Annotated in this window: 15 protein-coding genes, 3 tRNA genes, 1 rRNA gene and 2 pseudogenes; 14 read left to right on the forward strand and 7 right to left on the reverse strand. The window is 66.4% G+C overall.

All coding sequences use genetic code 11. The features are described from left to right. The first annotated feature begins 1 nt into the window (after position 1). Positions 2–117 (forward strand): 5S ribosomal RNA (gene rrf, locus IEW85_RS10635). An 84-nt stretch (positions 118–201) separates the two neighbouring features. Here the strand turns inward: rrf and IEW85_RS10640 are convergent. Then, complete coding sequence (locus tag IEW85_RS10640; protein WP_188685506.1) at positions 202–1,485, reverse strand: ABC transporter substrate-binding protein; 1,284 nt, start codon at positions 1,483–1,485, stop codon at positions 202–204. A gap of 166 nt (positions 1,486–1,651) precedes the next feature. Here IEW85_RS10640 and IEW85_RS10645 point away from each other — a divergent pair. The 3 genes and pseudogenes from IEW85_RS10645 to IEW85_RS10655 all read left to right on the forward strand — a co-directional run. Continuing rightward, a pseudogene (locus IEW85_RS10645) lies at positions 1,652–2,602 on the forward strand (IS3 family transposase); the annotation flags it as partial. A 47-nt stretch (positions 2,603–2,649) separates the two neighbouring features. Then, positions 2,650–4,047, forward strand: a complete 1,398-nt coding sequence (locus IEW85_RS10650; protein WP_188685508.1) for an IS30 family transposase — start codon at positions 2,650–2,652, stop codon at positions 4,045–4,047. A gap of 7 nt (positions 4,048–4,054) precedes the next feature. Beyond that, positions 4,055–4,270, forward strand: a pseudogene (locus IEW85_RS10655) (IS3 family transposase); the annotation flags it as partial. A 244-nt stretch (positions 4,271–4,514) separates the two neighbouring features. On the opposite strand, the gene IEW85_RS10660 reads toward IEW85_RS10655, so the two are convergent. Beyond that, a tRNA-Pro gene (locus IEW85_RS10660) sits at positions 4,515–4,591 on the reverse strand. A 131-nt stretch (positions 4,592–4,722) separates the two neighbouring features. Between IEW85_RS10660 and IEW85_RS10665 the strand changes: the two genes are divergently transcribed. Next, entirely contained in the window at positions 4,723–5,352 is a 630-nt protein-coding gene (locus IEW85_RS10665) for a hypothetical protein (RefSeq protein ID WP_188685510.1), read from the forward strand. 37 nt (positions 5,353–5,389) lie between these two features. Continuing rightward, the gene (locus IEW85_RS10670) at positions 5,390–5,974 is read left to right on the forward strand and encodes a TetR/AcrR family transcriptional regulator (protein WP_188685512.1); all 585 of its coding nucleotides are present in this window, start codon (positions 5,390–5,392) and stop codon (positions 5,972–5,974) included. Between the two features lie 57 nt (positions 5,975–6,031). Here the strand turns inward: IEW85_RS10670 and aceB are convergent, their stop codons facing one another. Continuing rightward, complete coding sequence (aceB, locus tag IEW85_RS10675; RefSeq protein WP_188685514.1) at positions 6,032–7,633, reverse strand: malate synthase A; 1,602 nt, start codon at positions 7,631–7,633, stop codon at positions 6,032–6,034. Positions 7,634–7,699: 66 nt separating this feature from the next. On the opposite strand from aceB, the gene IEW85_RS10680 reads away from it, so the two are divergent. Next, the gene (locus IEW85_RS10680) at positions 7,700–8,506 is read left to right on the forward strand and encodes an IclR family transcriptional regulator (protein WP_188685516.1); all 807 of its coding nucleotides are present in this window, start codon (positions 7,700–7,702) and stop codon (positions 8,504–8,506) included. A 116-nt stretch (positions 8,507–8,622) separates the two neighbouring features. On the opposite strand, the gene ald is transcribed toward IEW85_RS10680, so the two are convergent. After that, positions 8,623–9,714, reverse strand: a complete 1,092-nt coding sequence (gene ald / locus IEW85_RS10685; RefSeq protein WP_188685519.1) for an alanine dehydrogenase — start codon at positions 9,712–9,714, stop codon at positions 8,623–8,625. A gap of 131 nt (positions 9,715–9,845) precedes the next feature. On the opposite strand from ald, the gene IEW85_RS10690 reads away from it, so the two are divergent. Next, positions 9,846–10,331, forward strand: a complete 486-nt coding sequence (locus tag IEW85_RS10690) for an Lrp/AsnC family transcriptional regulator (protein WP_188685521.1) — start codon at positions 9,846–9,848, stop codon at positions 10,329–10,331. A 121-nt stretch (positions 10,332–10,452) separates the two neighbouring features. Here IEW85_RS10690 and otsB read toward each other — a convergent pair whose 3' ends face one another. Both otsB and IEW85_RS10700 read right to left on the reverse strand, forming a co-directional pair. After that, on the reverse strand, positions 10,453–11,232 hold the full coding sequence (gene otsB, locus IEW85_RS10695; RefSeq protein WP_188685523.1) for a trehalose-phosphatase: 780 nt from the start codon (positions 11,230–11,232) through the stop codon (positions 10,453–10,455). Further along, complete coding sequence (locus tag IEW85_RS10700) at positions 11,229–12,728, reverse strand: alpha,alpha-trehalose-phosphate synthase (UDP-forming) (RefSeq protein WP_188685525.1); 1,500 nt, start codon at positions 12,726–12,728, stop codon at positions 11,229–11,231. Before IEW85_RS10700 ends, otsB begins: the two co-directional genes overlap by 4 nt. A gap of 194 nt (positions 12,729–12,922) precedes the next feature. On the opposite strand from IEW85_RS10700, the gene IEW85_RS10705 reads away from it, so the two are divergent. The 6 genes from IEW85_RS10705 (at position 12,923) to IEW85_RS10730 (ending at position 19,222) form a co-directional block, all read left to right on the forward strand. Then, positions 12,923–13,819: a DsbA family protein gene (locus IEW85_RS10705; protein ID WP_188685527.1), complete on the forward strand. Its 897-nt coding sequence runs from the start codon at positions 12,923–12,925 to the stop codon at positions 13,817–13,819. Between the two features lie 39 nt (positions 13,820–13,858). Next, positions 13,859–13,931 (forward strand) — tRNA-Thr (locus IEW85_RS10710). 211 nt (positions 13,932–14,142) lie between these two features. Then, on the forward strand, positions 14,143–15,675 hold the full coding sequence (locus IEW85_RS10715) for an MDR family MFS transporter (RefSeq protein WP_229658967.1): 1,533 nt from the start codon (positions 14,143–14,145) through the stop codon (positions 15,673–15,675). Positions 15,676–16,022: 347 nt separating this feature from the next. Further along, positions 16,023–16,709: an SDR family oxidoreductase gene (locus tag IEW85_RS10720; protein ID WP_188685529.1), complete on the forward strand. Its 687-nt coding sequence runs from the start codon at positions 16,023–16,025 to the stop codon at positions 16,707–16,709. Positions 16,710–16,814: 105 nt separating this feature from the next. Continuing rightward, a tRNA-Val gene (locus IEW85_RS10725) sits at positions 16,815–16,891 on the forward strand. A 105-nt stretch (positions 16,892–16,996) separates the two neighbouring features. Then, positions 16,997–19,222 carry a threonine/serine exporter family protein gene (locus tag IEW85_RS10730; RefSeq protein WP_188685531.1) on the forward strand — a complete coding sequence of 742 codons (2,226 nt, stop codon included), beginning with the start codon at positions 16,997–16,999 and terminating at the stop codon, positions 19,220–19,222. Between the two features lie 34 nt (positions 19,223–19,256). Here IEW85_RS10730 and IEW85_RS10735 read toward each other — a convergent pair whose 3' ends face one another. Continuing rightward, on the reverse strand, positions 19,257–19,967 hold the full coding sequence (locus tag IEW85_RS10735; protein ID WP_188685533.1) for a uracil-DNA glycosylase: 711 nt from the start codon (positions 19,965–19,967) through the stop codon (positions 19,257–19,259). Positions 19,968–20,059: the final 92 nt, after the last annotated feature.

Consider the following 20,059-nt stretch of genomic DNA (forward strand, 5'->3'; position numbering starts at 1 on the left):
ACGGCGGTCATAGCGTAGGGGAAACGCCCGGATCCCATTCCGAACCCGGAAGCTAAGCCCTACTGCGCCGATGGTACTGCACCCGAAAGAGTGTGGGAGAGTAGGTCGCCGCCGAACACACATTAGAGTCGACGCCCGGATCGAGAGCAATGGAGCTCTTGACCGGGCGTCGACTGCGTTAACAGGCTCTTCGACTTCGCCTCATTCACGCAGGGCGTTCATATTCTCGACGAACTCCTGCGGCGTGATGTTGCCGTGCAGCAGGTTCTCCAGGTTCTCGATCAGGGGCTGCTCCTCATTCGGCATCACGGCCTGGTCCCAGGACAGTTGGAAGTGGTTGGCCTCATCCACCAGAGTGTCGATGAACTCCAAGTAGTCGGGATCCTCCATCCCATCCATGTGATCGTCGATATCCGTCAGCGGTGGGACGCTCTGGGTCTCCAGCATGGTCTGCACCATCTCGTCGTTATAGACCCAGCTGTTGAGGTAGTCCAGAGCAATCTGCTGCTCCTCCTCTGTGGCATCAACGGAGACCGAGAAGAACTGCGTAGGGTTGCCGACCACGTTGCTGGGGTCTCCGGCTCCTTCTTCGAGCGCGGGGAAGGTCGTCCAGCCGAAGTCTCCTGATTCGGCGAAGTCAGGGTAGTCGTCGTGCATAGTCAGGAAGACCCATGATCCCTGCACCAGCATGGCTGCCTCTCCGTCGGCCAGGAGGCGAGCATCCTCGTTCTGATCCGCGGTCACGCCCATGAAGGTCTCATCGAAGGCGCCCTTCTCGGTCAACTCCTGCATGATCTCCAACGCGTAGAGGATGGATTCCTGTGACCACGCATCGGGCTCTCCATCCACCACGGCCTGGAACACCTCTTCGCCGCCATGGCGGTCGGTCAGATACTGCAGCCAGATCAGCGCCGGCCACACAGACCCTCCTGCCATGGAGAAGGGAGTGATGTCATGATCGTTGAAGACCTCGATGGCCTGCTCCACCTCAGACCAGGTCTCTGGAACATCCAGGCCTACCTGCTCGAAGAGCGCCTCGTTGTAGTAGAGCACTCCGGGAGCCACATCGGTTACCGGGACGCCGTACACACCGCCGTCGATCACGCCGTTGTCCCATACGGAGTCGTGAACCCGAGCCTGCAGCGCGTCCACCTCTCCGGAGAGATCGATGACCTGGTCCTGGTCCACATACTCGGCCAGCGGACCGCCGGACCAGGACATGATGAGCGTGGGCGCCTCGCCTGATCCGATGGAGGTGCGGATGCGTTCCTTATAGGACTCGTTCTCGAAGGTCTCGATGGTGAGCTGCTGCCCGTCCTCGGCCTGCTCGTTGTAGTTCTCGATGTCCTCGCCCACTCGGTCCCAGATGCCGCCGGTGAGGATCCAGACATTCGCCCCGTCCAGGTTCCCGCCTCCGCAGCCTGAGATCGCCAGCAGCGTTCCGGCTCCGAATCCTGCGATGGATGTGCGCGTCCTTCTCCTCATGCCCTCTCCCTTCGCCTCTGGCTCCACATCCCAACCGCGAATGCGTTGAATGTGACGTGCAGCACAATATGTATGACCCTAAGACTAAATAGGGCAGGGGAGGGGGTCAATGTGAACCGCACTGGGATTCTTGGAGACTCCATCGTTTGGAAAGGATGATGGAGACATGCCACAAGAGATCAAACCGGGCAACGCGACCACGCGCCGATACTCCGAGCAGGAGAAGGCCGCGGCGGTGCGAATGGTCCGCCAGCTGCGCCAGGAGCTGGGCACCGACCGCGGCACCGTGAAGCGGGTGGCTACTCAGCTCGGCTACGGCCCCGAGTCAGTCCGGTCCTGGGTCCGCCAAGCAGACATCGATGAAGGCCACGCCCCGGGCCAGAGCACCGAGCAGTCGGCCCGCGAGAAAGCCCTGGAACAAGAGAACCGTGAACTGCGGCGCGCCAACGAGATCTTGAAGCGGGCCGCGACTTTCTTCGGGGCGGAGCTCGACCGCCAGTCACCGAGATAGTCGCCTTCATCGACGCCAACAGAGACGACGTCATCGACGGTCGTCGACTCGGAGTCGAGCCCATCTGCACTCTGCTGCAGGTGGCTTACGAGCACCTACTACGCCGCAAAGAACCGCGCCCCCTCGGCCCGGAGCCTCAGGGATGCCGAGCTGATCCCGCAGCTGGTGGCCCTCCATGCCCAGAACTACGGGGTCTATGGAGCCAGGAAGCTCTGGAAGGCTGCGAACCGGGCCGGCCTGCAGATCGGCAGAGATCAGACAGCCAGACTGATGCGCCACGCTGGCCTCGAAGGTGTCCTCCGGCGCAAAAAGGTTCGCACCACCGCACCTGATCCTGAAGCCCCGCGGCATCCGGATCTGGTCAATCGCGAGTTCACCGCGATCGCGCCGAATCGGCTCTGGGTCACCGATCTGACCTACGTGCCGACCTGGGCCGGTGTGGCCTATGTCTGCTTCATCATCGATGCCTTCAGCAGGGCGATCGTCGGCTGGCGGGTCGCTTCTACGATGCGCACCGAGACGGTGCTCGATGCCATCGAGATGGCCCGCTGGTCTCGAGGCCCGCGGCATATGCAGCTACGGTGCCACAGCGATGCAGGATCTCAAGCCGTATTCAACTGGTCGTCGCAACACCTACCCGATGGAGGTGTTCGATGGGCACTAGTCCGAGGCAGAAGAAGATCAGGGAAGAGCGAGGGCTCATGTTCTCGCCAGGACGCCCCAGCATCGCGTGGCGTCAGGACAGAGTCCGCTTCTGGGAAGCTATCGCGGCCGGCGCGAAGACTCGAGAAGCCGCGGTCGCCGCTGGGATTTCAGAGCCTGTAGCTCACCGCTGGTTCAAGCATGCTGGTGGAGTGAATCCACGACTGGCACCCACCACCTCCGGACGATACCTCTCCTCAGCTGAGCGGGAGGACATCGCCTTATGGCGCGCCCAGGAAGTCGGAGTCCGTGAGATCGCAAAGCGACTGGGCCGCAGCCCGTCGACCATTTCTCGGGAATTGCGCCGTAACGCCTCCACTCGCACCTACCGCCTGGAGTACAAAGCATCAACAGCGCAGTGGCACGCCGAACGCCGAGCCAAGCGACCCAAGACCGCGAAGCTGGTCGCCCACCACCAGTTACGCCAGTACGTCCAAGACAAGCTCAGCGGTGAAATCGTCACCGCCGAAGGTAAGATCGTCGGCCCCGCCGGGCCGATCTGGGGTGGAAAGAACAAACCTCACCGCGGGGACCGGGAGTGGGTCACCGGCTGGAGCCCTCAGCAGATCGCTCGGCGCCTGCCCTTGGACTTCCCTGAGGATGAGTCGATGCGGATCTCCCATGAGGCGATCTACCAGGCGCTCTACGTTGAGGGCCGTGGCGGGCTTGAGCGCAAGCAGTCCTGGCACCTGCGCCGAGGCCGGGCCAAACGGACACCGAGAGCGAGAACCCGCCAACAAGCCTGGGCGCACGTGACTGCGGAGACGGTGCTTGAGAAGCGTCCCACGGAGGTCGAGGACCGCAAGATCGCCGGGCACTGGGAAGGTGACCTGATCATCGGGTTGAAGCGTTCGGCCGTGGCCACGTTGATCGAGCGCACCACCCGCTACGCGATACTGGTCCACCTGCCCCGCCAGGCCGGGTACGGGCAAATTCGACCAACGAAGAACGGCCCGGCACTGGCGGGGTATGGGGCGTTGACCATGAAAGACGCTCTGGCGAAGTCGATCACCCATCTGCCTGAGCAGCTGTGCCGTTCTTTGACCTGGGACCGCGGCAAAGAGCTCTCGGCACATGCGCTGCTGACGAAAGAGACTGGGCTGCCGGTGTACTTCGCTGACGCGAAGAGTCCCTGGCAGCGTGGCTCCAACGAGCACCTCAATGGTCTGCTTCGGCAATACTTCCCGAAAGGCACTGACCTCTCCAGGTGGAACGCCACCGAGATCGCAGCTATCGCCACCGCCATGAACAACCGGCCACGCGGGATCTTGGGGTGGCGCACTCCCGCCGAGGCGTTCGCCGATCAACTACGCTCAGTCCAACAACACACTGTTGCGACGACCCGTTGAATACGGCCAATTCACATCCATTCGCTACGGCGAGAGACTGGCCGAAATCGGGGCCACCCCTTCCATCGGCACTGTCGGGGATAGCTACGACAATGCTCTGGCCGAGACCGTCAACGGTTACTACAAGGCCGAGCTCATCCGAGGACCGGTGCGCACCCATCGCGGTCCATGGAAGACAGTCGAAGATGTGGAGCTGGCGACTCTNCCATGGGTACCTCGGTGACCGGCCGCCAGCGCAGTTCGAGACCCTGTTCTACGATGACAACACCAGACCCAATGAGCTGGTGGAATCCCTATAGACGGAGTCTCCATCCATCCCAGTGCGGTTCAATGGTTTCGTGAGCGCTGACCGGCGCGGTGGGGAGGCCCTCAGGCGCATCAGCCACAGATGTTTCACGTAGAACGCAGAAAAGCCCGGCACCAGAAGAGCTGATGCCGGGCTTCATCCCTGAATGATCAGGGATCTGTGGTCGGGGTGACAGGATTTGAACCTACGACCTCCTCGTCCCGAACGAGGCGCGCTACCAAACTGCGCCACACCCCGTGGCCTGCGATCTGGCCCAGAGGCTAGGAAACGCAGAGTTCAATAGTAGCGACTGCCCGGGCATGGAAGCAAAACGAAGGTCCCTTCGTCTGTCATGCTCTCACTGAGGTTTCGGGGATAGTCTTAATGACATGAACGAACGCCCTCAGCCGCACCGCTTGAAGCTCCTCGTCTCCGGAGCGGCGTTCGTGATCCTCTGCCTCGGGCTCACGCTTCTGCTGCTTCCCAACCCCTGGGCCATCGTGGCCGGCGTCGCGCTGGGTGCTGCGGGAGGTGCGGGCGCCTATGGTCTGATGCACGGCCGGGAACTGTCCCTGCAGCAGCGCGCCACAGAGGTCCGCTCCGAGCAGCAGGAGCTGCAGAAGCAGCTGGGCTCCCTGGACCAGACCATCCGTGGCCGCTCTCAGCAGCTGCCACCCTCTACGCAGGGTCAGCTGCGCATGATGGTGGTCGGCCTGGAGGAGATCGTGGAGCGCTGGTCCTCCCTGGACCGCGTCCCTGAACATCAGGAGGGCGTCCGCCGAACGGTGGAGCGCCAACTGCCCCAGACTCTGGAGGTCTTCCTGCAGCTTCCCGACGCTGAGAAGCCCCAGCACGCCTCCGAGTTCAAGTCGCAGGTCAGTCTGCTCGCTGAGGCTGTGGCCAAAACCCGCGACCGGGTGGTCCGTCAGGACCTCCATGCCCTGCGTACCAACCGCTGGCTGTTGGAGGAGTCCCTCACCGACACCGATGAGAAGCGTTTCCGGGACCAGGGGCTGTGATCACTGGCGGCTGTGACCACGCAGCGGGGGAGCGGTCATGTCCTTGAGCTCTGAGCGTATCGTCCGGGCGGCCCAGGATCTGCTCACCGATTATGGCCTCCACGATGTCACCATGCGCCGGCTGGCCTCTGAGCTGGGCGTGCGCCCAGGTGCCCTCTACTATCACGTGCCCCATAAGCAGGAGCTTCTGCGGCGCGTGGCGCACCAGCTGCTGGCCCCGCTGCAGAACACCGACGCCGGCCCCTTCGAGCTGATGCAGCAGTTCCGCGACCTGGTCCTGCCGCTGCGCGACGGCGGTGACCTCCTGCTCATCGCCTATGGCCTGGACCAGCGCATCCCGCCGGTGCCCGCGTTGGAAGCCTCTCTGCGGATCCATGGCCTTGATGACAAGCAGGCCCGTCAGCGCAGTGCGGTCATCATGCGCTTCGCTCTGGGTGCCGTGGCCGCGGAGCAGAACATCGCCCTGCTCGCGACGGCGGAGCAGCCCTCCTCGTTCGAGACAGCTTCGCTTCAGAGATCCTCGGCGCAGGTGTCTTCCGCCGAGGCATCCTCGGCCCTGACGACACAGAGCGCAGACCTCTATGCACAAGGTCTGCGCTCTCTGCTCGCTCACCGGAACTGAGCCTCAGCGGCCCATCCGGCACGGCCGATCAGCTCAGCTGACCGAACGGCTCACTGATCAGTCCATGTACTCGTAGGCCGGCAGCGTGAGGAAGTCCAGGTATTCCTTGTGCAGCACCAGCTTCCGGACCACGTCGGCGGCCGGCTCGAAGTACTTGCTGAAGGTGTCGGCGTCGTCGATCTCACCGCGGAGGCGCTCGACCTCCTCGTTCAGCAGGGTCTCCACCAGCTCGCGGGTGATGGTCTTGCCTGTGTCCGAGGTCACGGTGCCGTTGTGGATCTGCTGCCAGATCTGGGAGCGGGAGATCTCCGCCGTGGCCGCATCCTCCATGAGGTTGTGGATGGCCACCGCTCCGTTTCCGGAGAGCCAGACGGCGGTGTAGTAGATCGCCACGTACAGGTTGCCCCGCACGCCGGACTCGGTGACATCGCCCTCGGCTGCCTCGGTGTTCAGCAGATCGGCCGGGCCGATCTCCACGTCGTCGCGCTTGCGGCTGATCTGGTTGGGGTTCTCACCCAGGACCCTGGTGAACTCCTCGGCGCAGAGCTCCACCAGGTCCGGGTGTGCCACCCAGGAGCCGTCGTAGCCGTCGTTGGCCTCGCGGGACTTATCGTCGCGGACCTTCTCGATGGCCTTGGCGGTGACCTCCGGCTCACGGCGGTTGGGGATGAAGGCCGCCATGCCGCCCATGGCGAAGGCGTTGCGCTTGTGGCAGGTCTTGACCAGCAGCTCGGTGTAGGCCCGCATGAAGGGCTGGGTCATGCCCACCTGGGCGCGGTCGGGCAGAACCCACTTATCGCCGGAGCTGCGGAAGTACTTGATCAGGGAGAACAGGTAGTCCCAGCGGCCGGCGTTGAGCCCGGAGGCGTGATCGCGCAGCTCGTAGAGGATCTCGTCCATCTGGAAGGCCGCGGGCAGGGTCTCGATCAGGACGGTGGCGCGGACGGTGCCGTGAGGGATCCCCAGCTTCTTCTCGGCGAAGGTGAAGATGTCGTTCCACAGCCGGGCCTCGCGGTAGTGCTCCAGCTTGGCCAGGTAGTAGAACGGGCCCTCGCCGCTGTCGCTGAGCACCTTCGCGTTGTGGAAGAAGTGCAGGCCGAAGTCCACCAGGCCGCCGATGGCAGGCTTGCCGTCGATCTCGATGTGCTTCTCCGGCAGGTGCCAGCCGCGCGGGCGCATGACCACAGTCGGCAGGGTGACGTCATCGCGCATCGTGTACTCCTTGCCCTCCGCGGAGGTGAAGGAGAGGTTCCTGCGGGCCGCGCCGTAGAGGTTCTTCTGGGCGTCGATCAGGTTGAACCAGTTCGGGGACAGGGCATCCTCGATGCAGGCCAGCCACACCTTGGCGCCGGAGTTCAGCGCGTTGATCGCCATCTTGGCCGGGGCGGCGGGACCGGTGACCTCCACGCGGCGGTCCTTCAGCGACTCCGGCTGCTCGGCCACGGTCCAATCGCCTGCGCGCACCTCCGCGGTCTCCGGCGGGAAGTCCAGAGTGCCGGTCTTCGCGGCCTCGGCCTGAGCGGTCTTGCGGGCATCCAGGAGCTCGTTGCGGGTGCCGCCGAACTCGGCGTGCAGCTCCTCGATGAAGGCCAGGGCGTCCTCGGTGAGGATCGGCTCGGAGCCGGGAACCTCGTAGGGCTCCTTCACGGTGATGGTCATGCTGACTGCTCCTTCGCAGGTCATCGGTTCTGGTGACTGTTCCATCTTTGGCATAAGATTCGGATTATGGAAGATAAAGTCCACATTGCGGACTCTGGGGCGGCGGAGCCCACCCCTGCCAAACGTCCCGAGACGCAGCGGGTCCAGGTGTTGGAGCGGGCCTTCGATCTGCTCAACGCTCTGGTGTCGCTGGGCGGCACCGGTACGGCGGGTCAGCTCAAGGCCGAGACCGGACTGGCCGGCCCAACAGTCCACCGGCTCCTGCATACGCTGATCGCACGGGGTCTGGTCCACCAGCTCCCCGACCGCAGCTACGCCCTGGGCGCCAATCTGGTCCCCCTGGGGGAGGCCGCCACCCGTCAGCTGGGCGGGCTGGCCGTCCCGCAGATGCAGTCGCTGGTGGGGGAGCTCGGGGAGAGCGTGAACATGGCGGCCATGGAGTCCGAGATGGTCGTCTACATCGCCCAGGTGCCCTCGCCGCAGTCCATGCGGATGTTCACCGAAGTCGGCCGCCGTGCCTCTATGCACTCCACGGCGGTGGGCAAAGCCATGCTGGCTACGATGGAGCCCGACCGGGTCCGTGCCGTCATGGCCTCCACCGGGATGCCCTCGATGACCGCGAAGACGCTGACCAAGCCGGGTCCGCTGCTGGAGCAGCTGCCGGTGATCGGACAGCAGGGCTACGCCCTCGATGATGAGGAGCAGGAGCTCGGCGTCCGCTGCCTGGCCGTGCCGGTGCCGCAGGGGCCCACGCGGATGGCGCTCTCGGTCTCCGGGCCCACGGCACGAGTGGATGATGCCTTCGTCCGGCATGCGGTTCCGCTGATGAAGCGCACCGCGGCAGCGATCGGCCGCAGGTACAGCCGCAGCTGAGGTTGGGTCTCGCGCTCGCAGAGCTCCCGACGCCGGCCACCCGACGCTGGCCGCGTTGAGCTCAGCCCAGGCCAGACCTGTTCAGCCCAGCTCTGTTCGATCCAGGTCTGCTCAGCTCAGCCCAGCGGCAGGCCGTGCACCTCGGCCACGGAGGGGTGGTGCAGCCGGCCGCCCGCGGTGCTCAGCCCCTCGGCCAGTGCGGAATCGGCCGCCAGCGCAGCCTCCCAGCCGGCGTCGGCGAGCTTGAGCACATAGGGAAGCGTGGCATTGGTGAGCGCCGGCGTGGAGGTGGCGGGCACGGCGCCGGGCATATTCGCCACGCAATAGAAGAGCGCATCGTGGACTGAGAAGGTGGGCTCGTGGTGGGTGGTCGGCCGGGATCCCTCGAAGCAGCCGCCCTGATCCACGGCGATGTCCACGAACACAGTTCCGGGCCGGGCCGCGGCCACCATCTCTTCGGTGACCACTTTGGGCGCAGCCGCCCCGGGCACCAGCACGGCCCCGACCACCAGATCCGACTGCCCCACCTGCTGGGCGATCTCATAGGGGGTGGAGGCCAGCGTGCGGATGCTGCCGCGGAATGCCTCGTCCACCTGCCGCAGCCGCGGCAGCGAGATGTCCATGACGGTCACCTCAGCACCCAGGCCCTGAGCCACGCGGGCCGCGTTGACTCCGGCGACGCCGCCACCGATCACCAGCACCTGCCCGTTGCGGGTCCCCGGGACGCCGGGCAGCAGCACTCCGGCCCCGCCGGCGTGGGCGCGCAGATGGGAGGCGCCCTCCAGCACGGAGAGCCGGCCGGCGACCTCGCTCATCGGGGTCAGCAGCGGCAGGGAGCCGTCGCCCAGCTGGACGGTCTCATAGGCGATGGAGGTGGTGCCGGCCTGCATCAGGGCCTCGGTGAGTGCTCGGTCGGCGGCCAGATGCAGATAGGTGAACAGCACCAGGTCCTCGCGCAGGAAACCGTACTCCTGGGCCACCGGCTCCTTGACCTTGAGCACCATCTGCGCGCTCCAAGCCTCGGCGGCGGAGGTCACGATCTCCGCGTCCACCTCCGCGTAGTCGGCGTCATGGAAGCCCGAGGCCGCACCGGCCCCGGACTGGACGAGCACCGTATGTCCGCCGGCCGTCAGCGCCGCAGCCCCGGCAGGGGTCAGTGCGACCCGGTATTCGTGGTTCTTCACTTCTGCGGGGACTCCGACGCGCATTCTTCTCTCCGAACGATCAGCAGCTGGACACCTTCAATATCCCTCAGTCTTTCGTGCTGGTCGATATCTGCCGCATATAATTCTGTGAGAGGCCGCAGAAGTGCGGCTGACGTTCTGAAAGGGGTGGGCGGATGCCGCATCATGCCAACGATTCTGCTGCGGCCCTGGATGAGGTGGACACCGAGCTGCTGCGCCGGCTCAGCGAGAACGCCCGCACGGCCAACTCGGACCTCGCCCGGGCAGTGGAGCTCTCTCCGAGCGCCTGCCTGGCACGGATCCGCCGACTGCGTCAGAGCGGTGTGATCACCGGGTTCACCACCACGATCAGTCCGCGGGCCCTGGGCTATACCTTCCAGGCGCTGGTCAATGTGCGGATCCGCCCGGGCGCCCGGCACATGATGGGTCGGATCACCGAGGAGCTGCGGGCGCTGCCGGAGGTCTCCCAGCTCTTCGTGCTCGGCGGCACGGAGGACTTCCTGATCCACGTCCAGGTCCGCGACGCCGACCACGTGCGCCAGTTCGTGCTGGACAACCTCTCCAGCAATCCCTCAGTGGCGCTGACCGAGACGAATATGGTCTTCGAACATCACCAGGGACGCGGCGGACTGCCCAGCTAGTCAGACGGGCCCGGTTCAGACGCAGAATGCCGCGAGCTTGCGGCAATGCCGCGAGTTACAACTCGCGGCATTCCGTCAGGAGCTGCCGAGTTCGGCCCGAGTCCAGTCAGCTCAGCCCAGTTCAGCTGCGCAGCTGTCGCAGCGCCTCCAGCACGTCGGCCAGATCCGCCGGGGCGCCGATCCGGTGCTCCGCGGCAGTGCTGCCCTCGCCGACCTTCACGCCGACGTCGTCGTTCTCCAGCACGGCGAAGCCATGCTCATCGGTGACGTCATCGCCGGCGAAGAGCACAGCGCCGGGCTTCACATGGGAGCGCAGCTCGGTGATGGCCTCGCCCTTGGTGGAGAGCACCACCACGGATTCCACCACGGCCTTGCCCTCCTTCACATGGGCGCCGTCCACCAGGGCCAATGCGGCCCGGGCCTCCTCGAGGACCTTCTCGGCCGCTTCGGGATCCTCCACGCGGCGGACATGGATGGCCGCACCCGCGGGCTTCGGCTCCACCCAGGCGCCCTCGGCGGTGGACGCCACCTGCTCCAACGAGTCGATGATCGAGGTCCGCGCGATCTCCTCCTGGGCGCTGAGCTCCAGCCCCGGAGAGTCCGGACCCAGACAGCGCTCGGCGCCGTGGGAGCCGAAGAGCAGCGTGCCCTCCGGCGGGGAAGCCAGCCGGCGCAGAGTCGCCAGGGGCCGGCCGGAGACATAGGCCAGCGTCACTCCCGGCACCTCGGCCAACCGCCCGATGGCCTCCGCATTGGCCGGGACCGGTCGGGCGGCGTCGGCGTCGGGCACCAGCTCGGCCACACAGCCGTCGAAATCCAGGGCGATGAGGATCTGTTCATGGGCGGCCACCCGCTCCAGGGCGGCCTGCAGCTGGGGGTCCACAGCGTTCGGCGTGCTCACAGCTCCTCCAGGTGGTCGAGGAATTCGCGCGCCCAGCGCTTCACGTTGTGCGAGACCACCTGGCGGCGCAGCACCTCCATCCGGCCGCGGGCGTCCTCGCTGTCCATCTTCACCGCCTTGACGATCGCAGCCTTGAGCTCGTCGATGTCATGGGGGTTGATCAGAAGCGCCTGGCGCAGCTCATCGGCGGCGCCGGTGAACTCGGAGAGCACCAGGACGCCGTCGTCCCCCTGCCGCGCCGCCACGTACTCCTTGGCCACCAGGTTCATGCCGTCGCGCAGCGCAGTCACCAGCATGACGTCGGCGGCCAGATACAGCGCCACCATCTCCTCCATGGGGTAGGAATGGTGCAGATAGCGGATGGCGGTGTGGCCCATGGTGTCGAACTCGCCGTTGACCCGGCCCACCGTCTGCTCGATCTCCTCCTTGAGCAGCTGGTAGGACTCCACGCCCTCACGGGACGGGCTGGCCACCTGCACCAGGCAGGCCTCGCCCACGGTGAGCTTCTTCTCCTGCAGCAGCTCCTCAAAGGCCTTCATCCGGTGCCGGATGCCCTTGGTGTAGTCCAACCGGTCCACACCCAGCAGCACCGTCTCCGGGCTGCCGAGCTCGCGGCGGATCTCCGCGGCCCGGGCGATGATGTCCTCCCGCTGGGCCAGCTCGGTGATGGTCTCGGTGTCGATGGAGATGGGGAAGGACTTGGCCTCCACCATCCGGGCGCTGCCGGTGTCCGGAGCCGCCTCCTGGCGGGCCGCGGTGCCGCGGTCGGCGTCGGCGTCGAAGCCTGCCAGAGGGGAGCCCTCGTCATGGGCCCTGGTCTCAGTGGGCACGTGGATGCGGTCCTCGTCCACGTAGTAGCCCAGCCGGTTGTGCACCGCGCGCTGGAAGTTGGTGGCGTCGGAGCCGCGCTGGAAGCCGATCAGATCCGCGCCGAGCAGGCCGCGCAGCACTGAGTGGCGCCAGGGCAGCTGGGCGAAGAGGCCCGGGGGAGGGAAGGGGATGTGGTTGAAGAAGCCGATCTTCACATCCGGGCGCAGTTCGCGCAGCATCGCCGGGACCAGCTGCAGCTGATAGTCCTGCACCCACACCACTGAACCATGGGCGGCCACGGCCGCGGCGTTCTCGGCGAAGCGGCGGTTCACCCGGCGGTAGGCCTCGAACCAGTGCCGGTGGAAGTCGGGCCGGGCGATCACGTCATGGTAGAGCGGCCAGAGCGTGCCGTTGGAGAAGCCCTCGTAGTAGTCCTCGACCTCCTGGGCGCTCAGCGGCACCGGGACCAGGTGCATATCCTCATGGTCGAAGGGCTCCAGAGTCTCGTCCGGGGCGCCGTGCCAGCCCACCCAAGCGCCGTCGGAGGCGGCCATCAGCGGAGCCAATGCGGTGACCAGGCCGCCGGGGGAGCGCTGCCATCCGGTGCTGCCGTCCTCCTCGGTCACCCGATTGACGGCCAGCCGGTTGGCCACCACCACGAAGTCGTACCCGTCTTTCTTCGTCATGCCTTCAGCCAATGCGATGCACCCTTCCTTCCCGAACAGCGGTGAAGACGACGGCGGCGACGCCGGTGTCTGCTGTAAGCCTACCTGGGATCATTCAGCATCCGTCCGGGTGGGAAATGCACAAGCCCCAGGCTGAGGAGCTACCCTGGATGAGGCTTTTTCAGCTCTTCAACTAGTGCATATCGGAGATTTCCATGGCTCGGACTTCGCAGAACGGCAGCGCCCGCGAGCAGGCGCGGAAGATGCAGCAGGAGCAGGAGCGCAAGGAGCGCACGCGCTCGCTGCTGCTCCGCCTCGGCGTGGTGGCCGTTGCGGTCGCAGTGGTCGTCGGCCTGACCTTCTGGGTGGTCAACCGCGGTGGCGGTGGCGGTGGCCAGTACACCACCGGTCAGGCGCCCTCGGTGGCCAATGAGCACGGCGGCATCACGCTGACCTCCACCACGGAGCTGGCTGAGGGCGATGACCTCGGCGAGGTCTCCACCGACGAGGTCCCCGGCGGCGACCTGCCCGCCTATGTGGAGACCGAGGAGGGCGAGGTCCCCCATGTGGTCATCTACACCGATCCCTCCTGCCCGTCCTGTCAGCAGTTCGAGGCGGAGAACCACGAGCAGATTGGCGAATGGCTCGACGCCGGCCAGATCACCGTGGAGTATCGCTCGGTGAACTTTGTGGGCCAGTACGCCCAGCGCGCCAACGGTGCGATCGCCTGCGTGGCCGAGGAGTCCCCGGAACACTTCTACGACTTCCTCGGGCAGGCCACGGTGAACCCGGACCAGTCGGTGGATGAGCTGGTCAGCGCCGCCGACGGTCTGGGCGCGGACATCTCCCAGTGCATGGACGACAACGAGTACTACGCCTTCACCGGCTACACCACCGCTCAGGCGCAGGCCCAGGAGATTCAGGGCACGCCCACCATCTTTGTGGACGGCGAGCAGATCGAAGGCTGGCAGGAGGGCGCCTTCGCTGAGGCGGTGAACTCCGCCATCGAGGACCACGGCGGCGACGCCGAGCAGGATGGCGAGCAGGATGCCGCCGAGGGCGAGGCCGAAGAGGATCCTGCTCAGCAGGAGGCCCCCGCGCAGGGAGAGTGATAGACTGAGCAGTCGGCGTCGCAGTCCTCTGCGCGCCAAGCCTCCTTAGCTCAGCTGGTAGAGCAGCTGATTTGTAATCAGCAGGTCGTCGGTTCGAACCCGGCAGGGGGCTCTGATTCATGAATGCCCGGAATGCCCCAGCGCTTCCGGGCGTTCTCATGTTCATCTGCGGTTCGTCCTCTCAGAGACTTCCGCCGTTCGGCCTGCCCTGCGGCGTGCAGGTCGGCGGCCTTTCCAGAGGATTCCCGTCCCGCAGAACGTTCTGATCCCTGAGCCTCAGCCTGTGGACTGTGCTGAGCATCAGGGCTGATGGAGGCTCCAGATTGTCTGACACGACCACTGACGCGTCGCCGGATCTCGCTGAGGAGAAGATGCCGCGCGCGCATAAGCTCACGATCGGCTCGCTGCTGGTCGCAGCCTTCGTGATGATCCTCAACGAGACCATCATGAACGTCGCGCTGACTCCTCTGCAGGCGGAGTTCCAGGTCACCGAGACCACCATCCAGTGGCTGACCACTGCGTTCATGCTGACCTTGGCCGTGGTCATCCCGACCACCGGCTTCATCATCCAGCGCTTCAGCCTGCGCGGCGTGTTCACCGCCGCGATGGCCCTGTTCATCGCCGGCACCGCCCTGTGTGCGGCGGCCCCCGGATTCGAGTTCCTGGTGGCCGGCCGTGTGGTCCAGGCCGCGGGCACTGCGATCATGCTGCCGCTGATGATGACCACGGTGCTGACCCTGGTCCCGCTGCGCCGCCGCGGCGTGGTCATGGGCAACATCGCCATCGTGATCTCCGTGGCCCCGGCCACCGGCCCGGCGCTCTCCGGGCTCATCCTGCACCTGGCCGACTGGCGCTGGATGTTCCTGACCATCCTGCCGATCGCCGTGATCGCCCTGCTGCTGGGCCGCCCGCGTCTGGACCCGACGCCGGGCACTGTGGGCAAGCCGCTCAACATCCCCTCGCTGCTGCTGGCCGTCCCCGGCTTCGGCGGCCTGGTCTACGGCATCAGCCAGATCGGCGGTGGCCACGGCACCGAGGACCTCGACGCCGGCGCCGAGGGCGGCGTGGACCCGGTGGCGCTGATCGTCCTCGGCGTGGGCCTGCTGTGCCTGGCCGGCTTCGTGCTGCTGCAGATCCGTCTGCAGAAGTCCGAGTCCGCGCTGCTGAACCTCAAGCCCTTCAAGTACACGATGTACACCCGGGCCCTGGCGATGATGCTGCTGATGATGATCGCCCTGTTCGGCGCGCTCATCATCCTGCCGATGTTCCTGCAGCAGGCCCGCGGTCTGGGCACGCTGGAGACCGGTCTGCTCATGCTGCCCGGCGGTGTGCTCATGGCGCTGATGGCCCCGCCGGTGGGCCGGCTCTACGACAAGGTGGGGCCCAAGCCTCTGGTCACCCCCGGTGCGAGCATCCTGATCCTGTCCCTGCTGGCGATGAGCATGCTGGCCCCAGATACGCCGATCGCGATGGTCCTGGCCCTGCACGTGGTGCTCTCCTCCGGACTGGCGCTGCTGTTCACCCCGGGCTTCACCACGGCGATGAACCCGCTGCCGCAGCCGCTGTACTCCCACGGCTCGGCCGCGCTGAACACGCTGCAGCAGCTGGCCGCCGCCATCGGCACCGCCGCACTGGTGGCCGTGATGGGCATCGGCGCCGCCATGGCCGTCTCCCAGGGTGCGACGGCGGCCGAGGCCGAGCTCGAGGGCTTCCGCACCGCGTTCCGCACAGCGGCTGTGCTGAGCATCGGCACGCTGATCCTGGGCGCCACGCTGCGGGCCACCAAGGCTGAGGACGGCGATGAGGATGCCGAGGAGGTCGTGATCGAGGAGGCTCTGGAGAAGGAGCCCTCCTGATCGGCGTCGGCCGCTGACCCGGCTCAGCGGCCGACAGGTCCGGCCGGCCGGTCCGGGCGCCACAACAGAACACCACGGCGAAGGGCCCGGTGGGATGCACTGATCATCCCGCCGGGCCCTTCTGTGTGTTCAGTTCTGGTGGAGAGGAAGTCTGGCTCAGAAGCCCCTGCGGGCCTCTTCTTGGAAGCGGGGCCCGCCCGCACCAGGCGGGCCCCTGTCGCACCCAAGTGAGTACTACCTTACGGGCGCCATAATTAATACGCAAGCCCCATTTTGCGAAATCTCTGAAATTTCTGCTCAGGGGGCTGTGTTGTCCCGGGTGGATACGACGACGAAGAGAGGTTTCCATGTCTGAGAAGCGAGTGGTCATCATCGGCGGGCACGGCAAGATCGCCCTGCTCGCCGCACCCAAGCTCACCCGGGCCGGCTATGCGGTGGACTCGGTCATCCGCAATCCCGAGCACTCCGAGGACGTCTCCGCCGCCGGGGCCGATCCGGTGCTCCTGGACGTGGAGCAGGCCGATGTGGAGGCGCTCGCCGAGGCCTTCGCCGGAGCCGAGGCTGTGGTCTTCTCCGCCGGCGCCGGCGGAGGCAGCCCCGCCCGCACCAAGGCAGTGGACCAGGACGCGGCCATGCGCACCATGGATGCCGCGGCCCAGGCCGGAGTCAGCCGCTACGTGATGGTCTCCTACGCCCGCGCGGAGACCGACATCCACACGCTGGAACCGGAGAACTCCTTCTATCCCTATGCGGCGGCCAAGCACCACGCCGACAACTACCTGCGCGGCACCGAGCTGGACTACACCATCCTCGGGCCCGGCCGTCTGACCCTGGATCCCGCCTCCCGGAAGCTGCAGATCCTCGACGCCGACGGCGCCGCCGCGGCCAAGGAGGAAGGCGGCGAGGGGGTCACCCACACCTCCCGGGAGAACGTGGCCGAAGTCATCGCCCATGTGCTCAGTGAGCGTGTCGCGGTGAAGCAGACGGTGAACTTCTTCGACGGCGAGACTCCGCTGGAGGAGGCCATCCGCTGAAGGCTTTCAGCCGATCAGCGCCTCGAGGGGCTGGAATTTCATCTCCGGCCCCTCGAGGTGCTAATCTTCTATGGCACTCAGGCGCGATGCGCAGTGGTGCACCGAGGATCTGTAGCTCAGTTGGTTAGAGCGCACGCTTCACACGCGTGAGGTCGATGGTTCGAGTCCATTCAGATCCACCACAACTTCTGGCCTGAACTCATCAGGCACCACCGACCGACTTCACCACAAAATGACCCGGGACATCCCGGGTCATTTTGTGGTTGTATTGCAGGAAGGGAGGGGCTTTGTCGTCAGATCGCGATGAGAGCTACGAGCCGGAGGCCATCGATCCGATGATCTCCGCGCCCACAGCAGATGTCTCCGCGATTCCTGTGGTGCGTTCCTCCGCGGCATCCGACGATGAGGCCGAGGAGGAGTCCTCCGGCGGCTTCGTGAAGTCCCTGACCTCCTCCATCGCCTCCTCCTGGCAGGCCTCCACTGAGGCTGAGGCCGCCCTGGAATGGGAGGAGTACGACGCCGAGGCCGCCGACCGCGCGGTCGAGGAGCGCGAGGACGATTCCGGCTCGCGCCACGAGTTCACCCCGGATCCCGAGTTCCAGCGGACCTACACGGCGGTGAACTCCGCAGTCTCCGCCCCCTCCACCGAGGATCTGGACCACCACCTGCACACCTACGCCTATCCCGAGGTCGAGGCTCCGCAGACGATGGAGCCCAACCGCTACGCCTCCGACCCCATCCAGGGCGGAGCGCGGGACTACTGGGAGTCCTTCCCCAGCACCGGAGACTGGTCCCACACCGAGGCGCTGGGTCCGCAGATCCCCACCACCGGCAGCACTGAGGCCGTCTCCCCCTGGGAGCAGCGCGCCGCCGAGGCCGCCCGCAGCCAGCAGGAGGGGGAGCCGACGTCGGCGTCGGGAGTTCTGGACCTGTCCTTCACCTCCTCGATCGGCAACCTGCCCTCCACCCCGCTGGAAGCCGCACCGCTGCGCCGCCGCTCCGTCCTGCGGCCCAGCCGAATCCGCGAGAAGATCGGCCCGCAGCGCCTGAAGGGTGCGCCGATCTTCGACCGCACCGTCTTCGACCAGAAGCTCAAGCCCCAGCAGGTCCAGCAGGCCTTCCGGCGGATCATGCGCCCCGAGGCGCCCATGACTTCCGCCATGCCGATCCTCGACCGGCTGGAGGGCACTCCGTTCGCGAACCCGCAGCAGGCCGAGGCGCCGATGGAGTCGGAGGAGCCGGCCACCATCGCCTTCGTGCTGGACCTCGGTGAGACTCTGTTCCGCTACGGCGCCGGCGCCCTGGAGGTGGAGACTTCCATCATCGCCACCACGGCCGCCTTCGGGATGAAGAACACCGACGTGGACATCACCAACCAGTCCATCAGCCTCAACTGGGCCCCGGAGGGGAGGATCCCCTATTCGCGGGTCCGTGTGGTGCGCTCCTGGTCCGGGAACTATAAGGCTTTGGCGGCGGTCCACCAGCTGGTGGCCGACATCGTCGCCGGACGGATGACCCGCAGCGACGCCGCACAGCGGCTGGAGGAGATCACTCGGGAGCCCAAGCCGTTCCCGCGCTGGGTGGTCACGGTGGCCGGCGGCTTCTTCGCCAGCTTCTTCGCCAGCTTCCTGGGTGCGCCCCTGCTGGATGCCACGCTGGGCTTCTTCGGCACGCTGATCGTGCTGTGGCTGACCCGGCAGCTGACCACCTGGCGGGTGCCCGAATACTTCGGCCTGGCGGCCGGCGGATTCGTCGCGTCCTTCCTCGCCATGGGTGCCTTCACGATGGGCGTGGACATCACCCCGTCCATGGTGGTGGCCGGATCCCTGATGATCCTGCTCCCTTCGGCGCGAGTGGTCTCAGCCATCCAGGATGCGATCAACGGCTTCCCGATCACCGCGGCCGGCCGTCTGCTCTCCTCGATGATCGCCTTCGCCGGCATGACCTCCGGGATCATGGCCGCAGTGGTGATCTGGGACCTGATGGGCGCCCCGCACATCGTCATCGCCGATGGTCTGACGCGCATCTATCCGGCGCCGGTGCTGATCGTGCTGGTGTTCTTCGCCGGCTCCTGCGCGGCCATCGTGGAGCAGGCGCGCCTGCGGATGATCCTGCCCATCGGGGCGGTCTCCGCGCTGGGCTTCGCCGGCTTCTACGCCGCCGAGCTCATCGGTCTGGGGGAGCGGATCACCCCGATCATCGGCGCGACCATCGTGGGTGCGCTGGGCCGCGTGGTGGCGCTGCGCATGGGTGCCCCGCAGCTGGTGGTCGCAGTGCCGGCCATGATGTTCATGCTGCCCGGCCTCATGGTCTTCCGCGGCATGTACCAGATCGCGATCGAGAACCCCGAGACCACGATGGTCATGTCGATGATGGGCGGCCTGGCCGAGCTGTTCAACGCGCTGATCATCATTCTGGCCATCGCCTCCGGGATCGTGCTCGGCGACGTGTCCATGCGTCCGCTGACCTCCAGCCTGCAGTCCAACGAGCGCTCGCGCACCCGCAACCGCTGAGGTCGCGAGCTGTGCTGGGTGGCCGGCGTCGGACTCAGCGCAGCTGCCAGTCGATGGGCTCAGCGCCCAGACGTTCCAGCTCCTGGTTGGCCCGGGAGAAGGGCTTCGAGCCGAAGAAGCCTCGCCGGGCAGAGAGCGGAGACGGGTGGGGGCTGGTGATCACGGCCGTGTGCTCGCCCTGATCCAGCAGCGGCGCCATCTTGCGCGCATCGGCGCCCCAGAGGATGGAGACCAGCGGGGTGCCGCGCTCCACCAGGGCCTCCAGGGCGGTCCGGGTGATCTCCTCCCAGCCGATCCCTCGGTGCGAGCCGGGGCTGCCGGCGCTGACGGTCAGCACACGGTTGAGCATCAGCACCCCCTGGTGGGCCCAGGTGCTCAGGTCCCCGTGCTCGGAGGGGGCCAGGCCGAGATCGTCCTGACGCTCCTTGAAGATGTTCTGCAGGCTGCGTGGCAGCGGCCGCACGTCGGGGGCCACGGCGAAGGACATGCCGATCGGGTGCCCGGGGGTCGGGTAGGGGTCCTGTCCCAGGATGATGACCTTGACCCGGTCGAAGGGCTGACGGAAGGCGCGCAGCACGCGGGTCGGGGCCGGGAGGATGTCCTCGCCCAGCTCGCGGCGTCGGGTGAGCTCCTCGCGGATGGAGGCGAAGCGCTCGGCCTGGGAGGACAGTGCCTGCTCCCAAGCGGGCTCCAGGGGAGCCACGAGTGAGGGCGAGAGCTCCTGCTCCTGCTCAGAACGGCTCATAGTGCTCTTTCTGACCGGGTCCTTGTCGACTGCTGAACGTGTGAGGTCGTGGCCCCCTCATGCCTCTGTCCTCAGCCTAGCGACTGCCTCGG

This window comes from Nesterenkonia cremea (assembly GCF_014642675.1).
GTDB classification, from domain to species: domain Bacteria; phylum Actinomycetota; class Actinomycetes; order Actinomycetales; family Micrococcaceae; genus Nesterenkonia; species Nesterenkonia cremea.

Coding starts and splice junctions, on each gene's coding strand:
- ald (WP_188685519.1), bottom strand. CDS start 9,714: ATGCGCGTCGGAGTCCCCGCAGAAGTGAAGAACCACGAATACCGGGTC.
- IEW85_RS10650 (WP_188685508.1), top strand. CDS start 2,650: ATGGGCACTAGTCCGAGGCAGAAGAAGATCAGGGAAGAGCGAGGGCTC.
- IEW85_RS10720 (WP_188685529.1), top strand. CDS start 16,023: ATGTCTGAGAAGCGAGTGGTCATCATCGGCGGGCACGGCAAGATCGCC.
- IEW85_RS10735 (WP_188685533.1), bottom strand. CDS start 19,967: ATGAGCCGTTCTGAGCAGGAGCAGGAGCTCTCGCCCTCACTCGTGGCT.
- IEW85_RS10680 (WP_188685516.1), top strand. CDS start 7,700: ATGGAAGATAAAGTCCACATTGCGGACTCTGGGGCGGCGGAGCCCACC.
- IEW85_RS10690 (WP_188685521.1), top strand. CDS start 9,846: ATGCCGCATCATGCCAACGATTCTGCTGCGGCCCTGGATGAGGTGGAC.
- IEW85_RS10670 (WP_188685512.1), top strand. CDS start 5,390: ATGTCCTTGAGCTCTGAGCGTATCGTCCGGGCGGCCCAGGATCTGCTC.
- IEW85_RS10705 (WP_188685527.1), top strand. CDS start 12,923: ATGGCTCGGACTTCGCAGAACGGCAGCGCCCGCGAGCAGGCGCGGAAG.
- IEW85_RS10665 (WP_188685510.1), top strand. CDS start 4,723: ATGAACGAACGCCCTCAGCCGCACCGCTTGAAGCTCCTCGTCTCCGGA.
- IEW85_RS10640 (WP_188685506.1), bottom strand. CDS start 1,485: ATGAGGAGAAGGACGCGCACATCCATCGCAGGATTCGGAGCCGGAACG.
- aceB (WP_188685514.1), bottom strand. CDS start 7,633: ATGACCATCACCGTGAAGGAGCCCTACGAGGTTCCCGGCTCCGAGCCG.
- IEW85_RS10700 (WP_188685525.1), bottom strand. CDS start 12,728: ATGACGAAGAAAGACGGGTACGACTTCGTGGTGGTGGCCAACCGGCTG.